Below are 14,828 nucleotides of genomic sequence, written 5' to 3'. Positions count from 1 at the left end.
TGCTCGGTCAGGGGGACGATGGGCGAGTGTCGGTCTGTGCGCCGCGTATCACCTGCATGCCGGGTGTCCGACCCGGCGCAGCGGCTTTGGCCACGGGAACCTGGGCCAATTGATTGAAGCGATAAAGGTCACGGTCGAGGCGTTGCGACAGCGGCTCGGCCGGGTCCAGGCTGGCTAGACGCTCGTCGGCGCTGCGCACCGCCAGGCGCAAGGTGCCGGCCTGGGCCGCCAGCATCAGCCGGCTGGCCAAGGCCTGCGGCACGGCCAGCGCCACGGTACGGGTATTGTTGCCGACGGCGTCTCGGCGGCTGTCCTGTTGCTCCTGGGCGCTCAAAGCCGGGCGGCCATCGTTGGCCAGACCCACCTGGCGATCCACGCTCAACACGCGCAATGCCGGCAGCACCACCTGGGCCGAGGCCTGTGGATTGGCGGCATCCTCGCGCAGGAACAACAGGACATCGACGTAATCGCCAGGGCTCAGCTGGCCACCGGCGCCGATCACATCGTCCACCGCCACCGCCACCGCGCGCTCGTTGGGACGGATCATGCGGGCCAGCGGGCCGGCGGCCTGGAACGTCTGTACATCGAGCCAGGTCCCCTCGGCCAGAGCCCGACTGCTGCTACGTCCAAGCACCTGCTCGACCTGTTGATAGGCTCCAGCCGGAGCCACTTGCAACTGCTCCACCAACAGGTCGTCTTCGGTCAGCGGTGTGTACGCAGGCACGGCACGCCGCACCACCACCACCGGTGAACGGTGCGGCTGGGCCACAGGCGCAGGTGCCACCGGGGGCGGCTGCTGAGGATCGACGGCAACACTCGGAGCGGCGACTACCGGCGCCGGCGCAGGTCGACTGAGCATCAAGCCCCAGTAGCCGGCCAACAAGGCCGCGACAAAGAACACACTCGCCAAGACCATGGTCAAGCGACTGCTCATGACCGCTCTCCCTACACCCAGATAGGTGATGGCAAAAAGAAACCATTGTGCATCCAGAAGTTAGCGCAAGACCGGCGGTTCGCCACTTATCGGGTCGTTCTTTTTCAGCCACGAAATTGACGCCTTGGCAAAACAATCAGTTAGATGCGCTAATCGCCATTAATACTTTAGGAATAGCTACTTATTACTATTGCGACATCGCCAACCTTGACAATGCTCTGATGGCAATGAGGCATCAACCAGCGATGCCCCACGTCGCGCCCCGGCGCAAGGAGAAGTGCCATGTTGCTCACCAAGCTGTACATCCGCTGCAAGCTGTTCCTGCAAAGCAAGGAAGGTGCATCCGGGATCGAGTACGCCGTGATCGCGGCGATGGTCGCCGTCGCGCTGGCGGCGTTCGTCACCCCCATCTCGGAACAGGTGACCGCCCTGATGAACACCATCCAGACCGCCATCACGCCGAAATCCTGACCGTCGACGGCGCGATCGTCCTCCCTCGCAACAGGAGCCCGTATGCCTACAGCGCGCCATCAGATCCTGCTGGTCGATGACGAGGAAGAGGCCTTGGCCGAACTCGCCGAGCTGCTCGACAACCATGGTTTCTGTTGCCACTGCGCCACATCGGTAGCACAGGCGTTGCAGACGCTCACCCGTCATCCCGACGTGGTGCTCGTCATCACCGACCTGTGCATGCCGGAAGCAAGCGGCGTCGATCTGATCAGGCACCTGCGCGACCACACCGAGCGCCAACATCTGCCCGTCATCGTGGTCTCCGGCCAGGCTGACCTGGATGACGTCAACGACCTGCTGCGCCTGCAGGTCCTCGACCTGTACCGCAAGCCGATCTACCACGCTCGCCTGCTGGCGACCCTCGCCAACCTGTTTCCCACTCCGGTCGGGGAGCCGCTACAGCTGTAGGCTGACGCTCAGGCTCAGGCGAGGCTGGCGGTCGAGGCTGTCCAGGGCGATGTCCGCCAGGGGCTTGGCCAGTTCCAGGGTCAGGTCGTAGGTCTTGCCATCGCCGGCGCGCAACCCCATGGCCAACGAGCCCAGACGGGCATCTTCGATGCCACCACGGTTGAACCAGGCACGGGCGGTGTCGAGCACCACATAGGGTTGCAAGGTCGGAAACCAGGCGCCTGCGCGGTGGACCCGGTAGTTGATTTCGTAGGCCAGGCCCCAGCCTTTGTCGCCGGCGGCCTGGTCACTCGGATAACCTCGACCGAAATGCTGCCCGCCGAAGGGCGCGCGCTCGCTGTCCGGCAGGTGGTCATCGCTCCAGTACAACGCGCCCGACAGCACACCTTGCCAGTTGCCCGACCAGGCATCGCGCTGCACACCGAGCAGACGCAGGCGCAGAAAATCCAGGTCTGCCTGGCCATCGGCTTTCGCCCCAAACTGGTCGAGGCCCTGGTGGACGCTGCCACTGACCAGACGCAGCCGTCCGCCTTCGCGCTCGCGCCAATCGGTCTCGAACCCCAGCACGCGAAGGTCGGTTCCATCGCGGGCAGGTCGGCCGGTAGCCTCTGCCTCGATATCGCTGCGATCGCTGCCCACCTCGAACAGCGCCCGCGCATCCAGCCATTGGTCCGGGGCGACGATCAAAGGCTGGCTGATACCCACGCTGTAGCGCTGGTTGTCGCGCTCACGGGTGCCGTAGCCGCCGTGGTTCAGACGGAGGCGGGTGCTCGAATGATTGCGATAGCGCATCGCCGAAGCCAGGATCTGGCTGCCCTGGGCATCGATGAACTGACCATAATCCAGCCGCCAGTAATGCGCTTCGTCCTGCCCAGGCGGCACCAGCACGGCAGCGCTGAGTCGCTCGGCCAAGCGTGTTTGCGCCTGGCTGGCAACGCTCAACAACGTCTGTGGGCTGTCGCGGCTGCCATCGGCGAACGTGAGGCCGGCCGAGATCGACTGGCGCGCCACCTGGACGACCAGGCGCATGGCCTGTTCGTTGGCACCGGGTTGCAGGGTCCGGGCCTGCAAGGACACACCAGGGATGCGCGCGATCAGCCCGGTATAGCGTTCGAAGGACTGGCGCGTCAAAGGGCGCTCGGCTTTGAGCTGGCCCAGCAACTGCTCGAGGTAGGCCGCCCCGGGGCCAATCTCACCGAGGATCTCACAGTCGCTTACGTAACCTTCGACCAGCACCACGCTGACCCGGCCATCGGCCAGGCCCTCGGGCACCAGGTAGGCATACGACAAGAAGTAGCCGTCCTCCTGGTAGCGCTGGGTGAGCCGTTCGACATAGGTCACCAGCTGCGCCACGGTCACGTCCTGGCCGAGCAAAGGCTCGAAGTGCTCGCGCAGGTCACTCAGCGGATAGACCGTGCCGCCCTCGAAACGCACCTTGCGCAGGTGCACCCGGGTGTTCAGGTCCAGCGCCGGACGCGGATGCACGCCCTCAATCGAGGATAACTGACCGGCGCCCACGGGCTGATAGACATCGATGGACAGGTTGCTGGCCGGTAGCAGGCTTTCATCGGCGCTGCCGGACATGAACGCCGGCAGCGGTGCGGCGCCCGCTGCACAGGTCGAGGACAAGGCCAACCAGGTCACCACCCACTGACGCATGCGGACACTCCCTGCTCGCCCCATCCATGCCACAGCTTGCAACCACAAGCCTAGGCGCTGGGCCACCGGTCGTCGACCTGCATTGGCGACGTCTCACTCGACCTGAAACGCCACCCGGGCGGTCTCGCCGCTTTCGTCAAGGGCACTGAGCTCGACCTGCCCCGTGCGCTCGAAGCGCACCAGCAAGTTGCCCTGTGCCTCGGTCTCGCCTAATGGCTGACCGTCGAGGAACCACCAGCGCCGCCCACCACCGCCCAGCGCCGAAACATACAATTGCAGCGGCTCGCTGCTCTGCGCCGGACGGCGCAGGTGATCGCCCGGGCGCACGCCGACGATCGACAAGGGCGGCGCGCTCGGCGCTGTGTGTGGCGGGCAGTGGGTGGACACCGCCGGCATCCGCGCCGCACGCCGTTCACTGCGCGGCAACCAAGGTTCCAATGGCGCGGGCCAGAGCGCGATGTCGCGGGCCATGGCGCCTGGGCAACTCGCGTCGACACGCAGGCCCTGGGCGTCGACCCAGACCCGCTCGTGCAGGCCCAGCCCGAGCGGCTGGTCGGCAGCCTGCAAGGTCGGTGGCGTGGTGCCTTCAAGGGTCCAGGCGAAGCGCTGACGCCGACAGTTGGGGTCCTGGCGGTTCATTGGCATGCCCAACGGCCAGCAGATCGCGGCAACCCCGACACTGGCGGGAACCTGCTCCACAGGCGGGCTCAGACCTCGCTGGCTGTCGCGGTTGCTCAGCAGGTCATGCACCTGGAGCATCAACGGTGCAGCGGAGGCCAGGCCGAACTGGCCAGGTACCGGAGTGCCGTCGGGACGGCCGATCCACACGCCGATCAGGTAGCGCGGCCCTACGCCGATCGACCAGGCATCGCGAAATCCGTAGCTGGTGCCAGTCTTCCAGGCCAGCTGCGGTCGCTGCACCAACTCGGCATGGGGGTCACGGTCCGGTCGCGCCTGGCCACTGAGGATGCGTCGAACGATCCACGCCGCTCCCGGCGACATCAGCCGTCGCTGCACCAACGGGTCCTGCGGTTGCAGGCGCACCTGGGCACTCTGGCCAGCACGGGCCAGCGCTGCATAACCGCCGACCAGATCTTCCAGACGGCTACCGGCGCCGCCGAGAATCAACGACAGGTTAGGCTCTGCGAGCGGCGGCAATGCCAGTGGCACGCCGGCCATGCGCATCTGCGCAGCGAAGCGCTTCGGACCATAGGCCTCGAGCAACTGCACCGCCGGCAGGTTGAGCGACAGCGCCAGTGCCGAGCTGGCCGATACCGGGCCGCTGAAGCCCATCGAAAAATTGCCGGGCCGGTAGTCGCCATAACGACGTGGCACATCCTGCAACAACGACTCGGAGTGGATCAGCCCATCGTCCATGGCCAGGCCATAGAGGAACGGCTTGAGCGTCGAGCCGGGCGAACGCAGCGCACGCACCATGTCGACATGACCGAAACGGCGCGCATCGGTGAGATCGACCGAACCGAGGTAGGCGCGCACCGCCATGCTCTGTGCATCGACCACCAGGATCGCCGCCGACGTGCGCTCGGGCAGGCGCGCACGCCAGCCCAGCAGCAGGTCTTCCAGGCGCCGCTGCAACGATGCATCCAGGGTGGTGCGGATCAGCGGTGGGCTAGCGGGGGTGTTCAGCCGACGCGCCAGCAACGGGGCCAGTGCCGGCTCCTGGCGTGGCGCCAGAAGCAAGGGTTCCTCGCGGGCCTCGGCGATTTGTCTGGCCGGCCATACCTGATACTCGTCCAGGCGTTGCAATACCTTGTCGCGGGCGCGCTGGGCGCGTTCGGGGTGGCGGTCCGGGCGCAAGCGACTGGGCGCCTGGGGCAACACCGCGAGCAATGCGGCTTCGGCAGGGGTGAGGTGACGTGGCGACTTGCCCAGGTATGCCCAGCTGGCCGCCGCCACGCCCTGCAACGTTCCACCGAAGGGGGCGCGATTGAGGTACAGCTGGAGGATGTCGCGCTTGGACAAGTGCCATTCCAGTTGCAACGTGCGCCACAACTGACGCAGCTTGCCCGCCAGGGTCCGGTCGTGGGGATCGAGCAGACGCGCTACCTGCATCGACAACGTGCTGCCACCGGACACTACACGCCCGCCCCGCAGGTTGAGCCAGGCGGCGCGCACCAGGGCCAGCGGGTTGACCCCGGGGTGCTGGTAGAACCAGCGGTCCTCGTAGGTCAGCAGGGCCTGCAGGTACAACGGCGAAACCTCGTCGGGGCTGATCGGATAGCGCCATACGCCGTCGGCGTCGGCGAAACGCCACAGGGGTGTGCCGTCCTCGGCCAGCACCACTCGCGCCAAGTCATCGCCCGGCAGCGGCAACGGCCAGAGTCGGTCAGCCAGCCACAGCAAGCCAAGCGTCAGCAGCAGACCCAGGGTCGCGGTGCGCAAGCACTTGCCCATGCGCGTACGCGGGCGGGCTAAGCTTGGCATCGGGAACCGACCCGGCCAGGTGATGGCCAAAGGCTTGGGAACGGCAACCGCGCCGATTCGTCTATCAGGAAGCAACTATGCATGTAGAAGGTTTTTTCGAGTGGCTTGGTCAGGCACTAGGGTCGTTGATCCGCTTCATCGTCGATGTCTTTAGCGGGTTATTCAACCTGCTGGCCAACGCCGGGGGCAATTTCATCGACGGCCTGGCCCGTACGCTGGGCATGGACACCTCACTGATCAGCATCCTGGCCCTGATCATCGGCCTGTTGCTGCTGTACTCGGCCATCCGCGCCTTCATGCGTGCCTCGATCATCGCCGGGATCATCTGGCTGGTGCTGGGGTTGTGGGTGATGAGCTGGGTCATTCACTGAAGCCGCAAGCTGCAAGCTGCAAGAAACGCGTTCTGCTTCGCTTGTAGCTTGCAGCTTTCGCCTCAGCGCGCTCTGACCGTCATCTCTCCCTGCCCATCACCCACGGCCTGCAGGTTCGGCCGGTACATCGACTCGACCTGCGGCGGCGGCACGCGATAAGTGCCAGGTGTCACCGCACGGGCCAGGTACAGCAGGTGGGTGGTGCCGTAACCATCGAGCTTGAGCGCCGCCACGTAACGGTCGTCACGGTATTCCTGGTGCACCACGCTGGCGTTCTGCATCGACTCGCGCCACTGCTTCACCGCGTTGCTGGCGTTGTCCAGACTGGCCGCGCTCTGTGCCAGGTTCTGGTTTTCCAGTTCCAGGCCCGCCGGCAGCAGGTCGACGACCAGGGCGTCCGGCACCCGCTCTTGAGACTTGAGCGCCAGGTGCACCAGGACCAGATCGCCGCTGCGCAGGTTGTGCAGGTCCAGCGCCTGCCCGTTCATGCCCAGGTACTCGCGACGAATTTCCATGCCGTTGCCCATGGCCGCCGGCGCCTGGCGCGGATAGCCCGACAGCGTCAGTTGCTGGTAGAGCGTCTCGCCGCTTTCGTTCTGTATGCTCAGCGGCGACGCCAACAACGGCCCTTCGAGCTTCAGGCCGGACTCGGCATTGTTCAGCACGCGCACTTCGCCGGCACTGTCCAGGCGCGCCTGCCACTGCCCTTCGGGCTTGCCGAGCAGGCCACGACCGGCCAGGTACAGGGCATTGCGCTCCTGGGTCGACAGCCAACGGTTGGCCGCCAGTTCGTCGGAGAGCGCGAACAGGCGCTGGTCGACCTGGCCGCTGGCCAAGTTGTTTTCCTGTAGCAGCGCCAGGATCAACGCCTGGTCACGCAGGCTGCTGCCGTAGTCGGCCATCCAGCCCTTGCTGCGGGCGATGCCCAAACCAGCTTGCAGGGCCTGTTGCGAACGTGGCTTGTCGCCCATCTTGTCCAGCGCTACTGCCAGCTGCACCAACGGCAGGCCGGAGCGCGCGTCGGCACGGCGCTCGAACAGGCTGCGCAACGCTCCCAGCGGCGCCTGCTGGCTTCGCGCAAGCACCAGTGCAGCATAGGCCTGCACGGCAAAGCGGGTGTGCTCGGCGTTCTCGCTGTAGTCGACTTCGATCAGGTTGCGCTCCTGCAGATAACGCAGCAGGCGCTCGTTGGCCTTCTTCAAGGCTTCGGCCGGCACGCCATAACCCTGGTCGCGTGCGCGTAGCAGGAAGTCGGTGACATAGGCGGTCAACCAGTACTCCTCTTCGCTGTCCGAACTCCACAGACCGAAGCTGCCGTTGTAGCGTTGCATGCCCAGCAGGTGTTCGATGCCCATTTCGATCTTGCGCTTGCGCACCTCGGCCGGCTCGCCCTTGATACCCAGGCGCTTGAGGCTTTCGGCATCGGCGTACAACGACGGATAGAGTCCGCTGGTGGTCTGCTCCAGACAGCCGTAGGGGTAGGCTTCGAGGGCACGGATCTGCTCGGCGAGGTTCAACGGCGGTCGACTGGACAAGGCCAGGCTGGCCTCCAGGCCGGCCGGTTCGAACGCCGCCAGGTCACCCTCAGGCAGCGACCATGGCTGCTCCTTGAGGGCCACGCGGTAGTGCTTGAGCATCGCCGGGTAGGCCGGACGCACGCCCAAGGTCCACTCGCGCTCGAATACACCGGTGGGCTCGCCGGGTAATTGCAGGCCGGTGACGCGCACGTGCACCTTGCCCTGCCCCAGGCCACCCTCGGCCTGCACCGGAATCAGCAGTGTGCTGCGCTGGCCTTCGCCCAGGGTGACAGCCTGTCGAGCGCTGTCGGCCAGACTCAGCTGGCCCTCGGTACTGACGTCGACGTTGAGTTGTTGCGCGCGACCAGACAGGTTGGCCAGGTCCAGCGCCAGGTTGGTGCGATCACCACCGGCGAGGAAGCGCGGCGCCGACAGCTCGGCAATCAGCGGCGCGGCGACCACCGTCTTGCCTTCGGCCATGCCGAAGTGCTCATCGGTCCAGGCCTGGGCCATCAAGCGCAGCTCGCCGTTGAAGTCAGGAATGTCCACCGTCGCCTGTCCTTCACCTTGCTCGTTCAGGGTCACCGGTACGCTCTGCCGGGCGACGATGTTCACCGTGGTGTTGGGGCGCTTGCCGCCCTTGGCCATGGCCGCGTCACCGCCGAACGCCAGACTGGCCAGGCGGCCCTGGCCGGCTTCGATCAGTTGGCCGTAGATGTCGAGTTGATCGGCGCCGTAGGCCTTGCGCCCGAACAGGCTGGCGAACGGGTCAGGGGTCTTGAAGTCGGTGATGTTGAGGATGCCCACGTCCACGGCGGACAACAGCACATGCACGTGCTTGGGAATGCTGCCGTCGGCGTTGGCGGCCTTGAAGCGAACCGTCAGCGGTTGCTTCGGACGCATCTTCTCCGGTGCCTGCAGGCTGAGCGCGAGCTTGCGGTCGGCACGGGCCAGCGGCAGGTGCAGCACGCCCACGGCACGCTTGGGCGTGGCATTGGCCTTGCGCTCGCCCGGGCGAATCACCAGGGCGCTTATGTACAGGTCATGCCGGGCCCACTGCTTGTCCAGCTGCACCTCGAAGGTCTTGCCTTCGGCTGGCACGTCGATTTCCTCCCACCACAATGGGCCATCGCTGGACTCGATCATCAGGTAGCCGCTGCCGGCCGCCGGCGGGGTCACGGTGACCTTGGCGGTGGCGCCATCGACGTAGGCTGGTTGATCGAGCGCCAGCTTGACCTGGTCAGGGCGCACGGCGCCGCCTTCGGCGTTGTCCTGGACGCGGTAGCCTGCCCAGAAGCGCTCGCTGGACACCAGCCCGGTCTCGGGATCTTCGACCTCGACGCGGTACGGGCCCCACTCCACGGGGAAGGTGAGCTTGGCCGTGGAGCCGGCGTTGACGCTGACGGTCTGCTCGCTCTGGGTGAGGAATTTCTCGTTGTAGTTGTAACTCCAGCCGTCGCTGTCGGAGTAGTTCCAGTAGTAGTCGCGGCGCTCGCGGACCAAGCGCACCTTGAGTTCGTCGGCAGCGAGCTTGTGACCCTCGCGATCAGCCACCAGGAACTCGAATTCCACCGGTCCGTCGCTGTCGGTTTCCTCACCGTCGAACAGGCCACGCAGTCCCGGGAGCCGCTCGGCAGGCCAGATCGGTTGCTCGAGGCGGCGGGTGATCGGCCGCCCACCGGATTCCTGCAGGCTGGCCTGCACGGTCAGTTGCAACGGCGAACGCGCCTCGGCCCAACGGCTTTCGATGTTCAGCACGGCCTTGCCGGCCTGGTCGAGGGTGACTTCGTCCAGCTCCAGATCCTGGTTCAGATCGGTCTCGGTGACCGCACCGAACTGGTAGCCCGGCAGGGCCGGCACCGCTTCACGCAGCGGGCGCACATAGGCCTGGCCGCTAAGGCGGTTGCCGGCAGCCGGAGCGCCATAGAGGTAACGACCCGTGACCTGGATGCGGGCATTCTGCTCGGGCGACAGCGGCTTGGCGCTGCCTTTGAGTTCCAATGCCAAGCGCTCGGGAAGGAAGTCCTCGACCAGGAATTCGTACACCTGCTTGCGCCCACCCCCCAGGTCGAGCAGCAGTTGCCAACGCCCGGTGGGGGCCTCGCCGGCCAATTGCAGTTGGTACTGGAACAGGCCGTTGGCATCGGCTTCCCAGACGAACTTGCGGCTCACCTGCTCATCGGGGCGACGCACTTCCACATTGACCGGCTGGGCCTTGACCGGCTTGCCGTCCTGGTCGCGCAGCAGGCCGTTGAGCAGCACCGTCTCGCCTGGACGGTAAAGGTCGCGCGGGCCGAAGATGAAGAACTGCAACGGATTGGCCTGAGGGCCGGTGATGTCGAACTCGGCAAGGTCAAGGGCGGCGCTGTTCAGTCGCAGCAACGTGGTGTGCACGCCTTGGGTGGCGATCAAGGTATCGGCCTTGGCGGTGATCGGTAGCTGCGCATGGCCGGCGCCATCGGTGCTGGCCTGGGCCAGCAGCTTGCCCTTGGCGTCATGCAACTCGATCTTGACGTCCTTGAGTGCCTTGCCGCCTTCCAGGGCCTGGGCGAACACGTCGATACGGTCGCGGTAGCGGTGGGCCGAGACGCCGATGTCGCTCAGGGTGAACAGCGTGGCAGGCTGCGAGTAATCATAGGTGCCCGATGCCCGCATCACCGCCAGGTACACGCCTGGCTCCTGCAGCGGCTTGATGCCGGCGATCGGCAGCAGCACGGTCTCGCGGGTATTGCGCGCCGGATTGAGGTCGAAGCGGCCGCTGTAGACCAGATCGGCCATCTGCAGAGTCTCTTTCGACTGGTAGTAGTACAGGCTGCTGTTGCGGCCCCAGTTGGCGAGGAAGCTCGAGAGCATGTCTGGCTTGACCCGGAAGAACTCGACATCGACCTTGGCGACGTTCAGGGCAATGACCGGCAGCCCTTCGGCCAAGCGCGTAGGCAGTAACGAACCACGGCTGGCGAAGCCGACGGTCGGCTGCATGTCCCGGGTTTCCAAGCGGCTGATCGACTCGGCGGCCAGTTGCTGGCCATTGACCGCACGCAGGCCCTTGTCGACGGTCAGCACCAGCTTGCGCTGCGGTTCCAGGTGACGCATGCGCAGTTCCATCTGGTTGTCGGACAGCTCCCAGGCGCCGTCGAGCTTGCCTTTGACGGTATCCACCAGGTGCACGCGGGCGGCGAAGTCCTGGTCGGCTTCCAGCGGCGCCGAGAAGCTGACCGACAGGGCGCTGGCGCCGTCGATCTGCACCTCCGAGACATCCACCACGCTCAGCTCACGGCCCGCGTAACGCTTGGCCAGCAGCGCCGGGTCTTCGTGTTTGGGCGCGGGCGCGGCAGCACTGGCGGCAGGCTTTTGCGCAGGCTCCGGCTTGTCAGGGGTGGAAGAGTCACATGCACTGAGCAACGCCAGCGCGCAGGCCAGCAACAATCCTTTGTTGAACATGGAGTAGGAACTCTTGGGCAGCGTGTCGATGAAGGCAGCAACTATAACGTAACGGCCGACGCGATACCCGCGCCTGGCCGACGAATGAGACCGCGTTCGCACGCAGAGGTTGCCAGGGCCGCTACAATGCGGTCTGCCTCGAAACAGGAACGACCATGCCCGTGTTAACCGACTGGCGCGACCGCCCCACCCACCGCAGGGTCTGGGCGCTGGCCGCGCCGATGATCCTTTCCAACATTTCGGTGCCATTGGTGGCGCTGGTCGACAGCACCGTCATCGGCCATCTGCCCCATGCCCACCAATTGGGCGCCGTGGCGGTGGGCGCCACCCTGTTCACTTTCATGGTCGGTCTGCTGGGCTTTCTGCGCATGGGGTCGACCGGTTTCGCCGCCCAGGCGGCCGGGCGCAGCGATGGCGCTGCGCTGCGTCAGGTACTGGCGCAAGGGCTATTGCTGGCGACTGGCCTGGGCCTGTTGATCGGTCTGCTGGCCCTGCCCTTCAGCCAGTTGGCATTGCATGCCATGCAACCGAGCGCGGCGCTGCAGCAGTCCACCGAGGCCTTTTTCCACACGCGCCTGCTCGGCCTGCCGGCGGCACTGGCCAGTTACGCCTTGGTCGGCTGGTTCCTCGGTACCCAGAACGCCCGGGCGCCGCTGGCGATCCTGCTGACCACCAATCTGTTGAACATCGCACTCAACCTCTGGTTCGTGCTGGGGCTGGACTGGGGGGTGCTGGGTTCGGCACGGGCCTCGGTGATAGCCGAGTGGAGCGCCGCCTTGCTGGGCTTGGCCCTGACTCGCCCGGCGCTGCGCGCCTATCCTGGGCAGGTCGCCTGGGCTGCGCTCAAGCGCTGGCAGGCCTGGCGCCCTCTGCTGGCGGTGAACCGCGACATCTTCCTGCGCAGTCTGGCGCTGCAGTTGGTGTTCCTGGCCATCACCGTACAGGGTGCGCGCCTGGGCGAGGCCACCGTGGCGGCCAACGCCCTGCTGCTCAACGGGCTGTTGCTCACCGCCTATGCCCTCGATGGCCTGGCCCATGCCGTCGAGGCATTGTGCGGCCATGCCATCGGTGCTGGCGAACGCATCACCTTACGCCGCTCGCTGGTGGTTGCCGGTGGCTGGTCGCTGATCACCAGCCTTGGCTTCGCGGGCCTTTTCCTGCTCGGCGGACACCTGTTCATCGACCTGCAGACCGATATCGACAGCGTACGCGCCGCGGCCTACCCGTACCTGCCATACCTCGCCATGCTGCCGTTGATCGCGGTGTGGAGCTACTTGTTGGACGGGTTGTTCATCGGTGCCACGCGGGCACGGGAGATGCGCAATGCGATGTTGGTGTCGGTGCTGATCGCGCTGCCAGTGGCGTGGCTGATGAGCGGATTCGGCAACCATGGACTATGGCTGGCGTTTCTCGGCTTCATGGGGTTGCGGGCGATGACGCTGGGGTGGGTGGGGTGGCGGTTGCAGCAGCGAGGGCTGTGGGTGGGTTGACTGGGCCTGCTTGCGGTTTTTGGGGCGGCAGAGATCGAGCGCCGCCCGCGCGGCGCTCGATCTCAAACCCAGCAAAGTCGTCGCGACGAAAACACCCCACTCAGGACGACAGGTAGGAGGAACGCGTCAGCCCCAGGCGCAGGGCATCGAGGAACTGGGTCCGCTCGCGGGCGCTGATCTTGGCGCTGGCCACCTTGTCGCGGTAGTGAGTCATCAGCTCCTCCGGCGACAGGTGCACATAGCGCAGCATGTCCTCGATGGTGTCGTGGGTCTCGATACCGGCGTGGTACACGCTGCCATCGGCATTCTGGTAGATGTTCACCGAGTCGGTGTCACCGAACAGATTGTGCATGTCGCCGAGGATCTCTTGGTACGCACCGACCAGGAACACGCCCAGCAGGTAGTCCTCACCTTCGTTGACGGCATGTACCGGCATGCTGGTCTCGATGCTCTGCTCATCGACGTACTGGTTGATCTTGCCGTCGGAATCGCAGGTCAGGTCCTGCAGCACCGCACGGCGCAGCGGCTCTTCATTCAGGCGGTGCAGCGGAATGATCGGCAGTACCTGGCCGATGGCCCAGGTATCGGGCAGGCTCTGGAACACCGAGAAGTTGCAGATGTACTTGTCGGCGAGCTTGTCGTTGAGCTCATCCAGCACCTGGCGGTGCGAGCGCTGGCGGGCCTTCAGCGAATTGTGCAGGCGACGGCAGACGGCGAAATAGCACTGCTCGGCCAGGGCTTTCTCGGCCAGGGTGATCTTGCCATCGGCATACTGCGCCGCCACGTCGCCCAGGTAATGGGTGGCACGCCAGTAGGTCTCGGTGACCATCTCGATGTCGGTCGGTCCCAACAGGTCGACCAGCCACTGCACGGTTTGCGGCAGGGCTTCCTTGTTCTCGATGGTGGGCACCTCGTCGTTGTGCTTCTCGACGTCGGTGACCTGAATCACCAGCATGGCATGGTGCGCGGTCAGCGAACGGCCGCTTTCAGAGAAGATGTGCGGATGCGGCAAGCCCTGGGCATCACAGAACTCCTTGAGCATGCCCACGACCACCCCGGCATAGTCGTCCATGTCGTAGTTGATCGAGCTTGCATTGCGCGAGTGGGTGCCGTCGTAGTCAACGCCCAGACCACCGCCCACGTCGATGTGATCGACCGGCAGACCCAACGCACGCAGCTCGCCGTAATAGCGAATGGCTTCCTTGAAGCCGTGTTGGTAGTCGGCCAGGTTGGCGATCTGCGAGCCCATGTGGAAGTGCAGCAGACGGATGCCTTGATCCAGGCCAGCGTCACGGAAACGCTGCACCACCGAAATCAACTGCGCGGCGGACAGGCCGAACTTGGACTTTTCGCCACCGGTGTCGGCCCACTTGCTCGAAGCCAGCGACGACAGGCGCACGCGCAAGCCGACCTGCGGCTTGACCTTGAGCTCGGCGGCCTCCTCGATCACCAGAGCGACTTCGGACTCCTTCTCGATGACGATGAACACGTTGTGACCGAGCTTCTGGCCCATCAGCGCCAGGCGGATGAACTCACGGTCCTTGTAGCCGTTGCAGACGATGGTGCCGCCTTTGGGCGCCAACGCCAGGACCGCCAGCAGCTCCGGCTTGGAGCCTGCCTCCAGGCCGATCGACACGTTCTGCGTGGCAATGATGTTCTCCACCACCGCTTCCTGCTGGTTGACCTTGATCGGGTACAGAGCGGTGTATTGGCTTTGGTATTCCAGGCGGGCGATGTTGGCGTCGAACGCCCCCGTCAGCTGGCGCACACGGTCCTGCAGGATATCCGGGAAGCGCACCAGCAGCGGCAACGAAAGACCGCTCTGACGCAGTTGGTCGACCTGCTCGTAGAGGTCGATCGGGGCGCTGTCCGGGCCATTGGGGCGCACTTCGACGCGCCCGGCCTCATTGATGGCGAAATAACCAGCGCCCCAATGGCGGATACCATAAACGCTGCGGCTGTCGGCCACGGTCCACTGGCTACCATCGTCTTTGCGTGTACGTCGTACGGACATTCAAGTCCCCCATGAATAAGTCGAAGACACTGCCCCCGG

At 65.4% G+C, this 14,828-nt stretch carries 9 protein-coding genes; 4 read left to right on the top strand and 5 right to left on the bottom strand.

Features of this window, described 5'->3' with window-relative positions; all coding sequences use genetic code 11:
* Window positions 1–7: 7 nt before the first annotated feature.
* A complete protein-coding gene (cpaB, locus tag KY379_RS13125) occupies window positions 8–934 on the bottom strand; it encodes a Flp pilus assembly protein CpaB (protein ID WP_261238894.1) in 927 nt (308 codons plus the stop codon).
* Window positions 935–1,216: 282 nt separating this feature from the next.
* Here cpaB and KY379_RS13120 point away from each other — a divergent pair, with 282 nt between their 5' ends.
* Together KY379_RS13120 and KY379_RS13115 are read left to right on the top strand one after the other, a co-directional pair.
* Window positions 1,217–1,405, top strand: coding sequence for a Flp family type IVb pilin (locus tag KY379_RS13120; protein ID WP_133324491.1), 189 nt, complete (start codon window positions 1,217–1,219; stop codon window positions 1,403–1,405).
* A 42-nt stretch (window positions 1,406–1,447) separates the two neighbouring features.
* Window positions 1,448–1,852, top strand: a complete 405-nt coding sequence (locus KY379_RS13115; RefSeq protein WP_133324493.1) for a response regulator — start codon at window positions 1,448–1,450, stop codon at window positions 1,850–1,852.
* Here KY379_RS13115 and KY379_RS13110 read toward each other — a convergent pair.
* Complete coding sequence (locus KY379_RS13110; RefSeq protein ID WP_261238888.1) at window positions 1,841–3,511, bottom strand: ShlB/FhaC/HecB family hemolysin secretion/activation protein; 1,671 nt, start codon at window positions 3,509–3,511, stop codon at window positions 1,841–1,843. The genes KY379_RS13115 and KY379_RS13110 overlap by 12 nt on opposite strands.
* Before the next feature lie 93 nt (window positions 3,512–3,604).
* Entirely contained in the window at window positions 3,605–5,956 is a 2,352-nt protein-coding gene (pbpC, locus tag KY379_RS13105) for a peptidoglycan glycosyltransferase PbpC (protein WP_133324497.1), read from the bottom strand.
* Window positions 5,957–6,033: 77 nt separating this feature from the next.
* Here pbpC and KY379_RS13100 point away from each other — a divergent pair, with 77 nt between their 5' ends.
* A complete protein-coding gene (locus KY379_RS13100) occupies window positions 6,034–6,327 on the top strand; it encodes a hypothetical protein (RefSeq protein ID WP_133324499.1) in 294 nt (97 codons plus the stop codon).
* 62 nt (window positions 6,328–6,389) lie between these two features.
* Here KY379_RS13100 and KY379_RS13095 read toward each other — a convergent pair whose 3' ends face one another.
* Window positions 6,390–11,285 (bottom strand): alpha-2-macroglobulin family protein, encoded by a 4,896-nt coding sequence (locus tag KY379_RS13095; protein WP_261238884.1) that lies wholly within the window; start codon window positions 11,283–11,285, stop codon window positions 6,390–6,392.
* A 155-nt stretch (window positions 11,286–11,440) separates the two neighbouring features.
* Here KY379_RS13095 and KY379_RS13090 point away from each other — a divergent pair, with 155 nt between their 5' ends.
* Entirely contained in the window at window positions 11,441–12,775 is a 1,335-nt protein-coding gene (locus tag KY379_RS13090) for an MATE family efflux transporter (RefSeq protein WP_261238882.1), read from the top strand.
* A gap of 100 nt (window positions 12,776–12,875) precedes the next feature.
* Here the strand turns inward: KY379_RS13090 and speA are convergent, their stop codons facing one another.
* A complete protein-coding gene (gene speA / locus KY379_RS13085; RefSeq protein ID WP_133324505.1) occupies window positions 12,876–14,789 on the bottom strand; it encodes an arginine decarboxylase in 1,914 nt (637 codons plus the stop codon).
* Window positions 14,790–14,828 lie beyond the last annotated feature (39 nt).

Source organism: Pseudomonas sp. HD6422, from assembly GCF_025377065.1.
Lineage (GTDB): Bacteria > Pseudomonadota > Gammaproteobacteria > Pseudomonadales > Pseudomonadaceae > Aquipseudomonas > Aquipseudomonas putida_U.
This window is presented reverse-complemented; position numbering and strand designations above follow the sequence as displayed.

Bases quoted from the DNA above. Each gene is read 5' to 3' on its own strand.
- cpaB (WP_261238894.1), bottom strand. From the start codon at position 934: ATGAGCAGTCGCTTGACCATGGTCTTGGCGAGTGTGTTCTTTGTCGCG.
- KY379_RS13120 (WP_133324491.1), top strand. From the start codon at position 1,217: ATGTTGCTCACCAAGCTGTACATCCGCTGCAAGCTGTTCCTGCAAAGC.
- KY379_RS13115 (WP_133324493.1), top strand. From the start codon at position 1,448: ATGCCTACAGCGCGCCATCAGATCCTGCTGGTCGATGACGAGGAAGAG.
- KY379_RS13110 (WP_261238888.1), bottom strand. From the start codon at position 3,511: ATGCGTCAGTGGGTGGTGACCTGGTTGGCCTTGTCCTCGACCTGTGCA.
- pbpC (WP_133324497.1), bottom strand. From the start codon at position 5,956: ATGCCAAGCTTAGCCCGCCCGCGTACGCGCATGGGCAAGTGCTTGCGC.
- KY379_RS13100 (WP_133324499.1), top strand. From the start codon at position 6,034: ATGCATGTAGAAGGTTTTTTCGAGTGGCTTGGTCAGGCACTAGGGTCG.
- KY379_RS13095 (WP_261238884.1), bottom strand. From the start codon at position 11,285: ATGTTCAACAAAGGATTGTTGCTGGCCTGCGCGCTGGCGTTGCTCAGT.
- KY379_RS13090 (WP_261238882.1), top strand. From the start codon at position 11,441: ATGCCCGTGTTAACCGACTGGCGCGACCGCCCCACCCACCGCAGGGTC.
- speA (WP_133324505.1), bottom strand. From the start codon at position 14,789: ATGTCCGTACGACGTACACGCAAAGACGATGGTAGCCAGTGGACCGTG.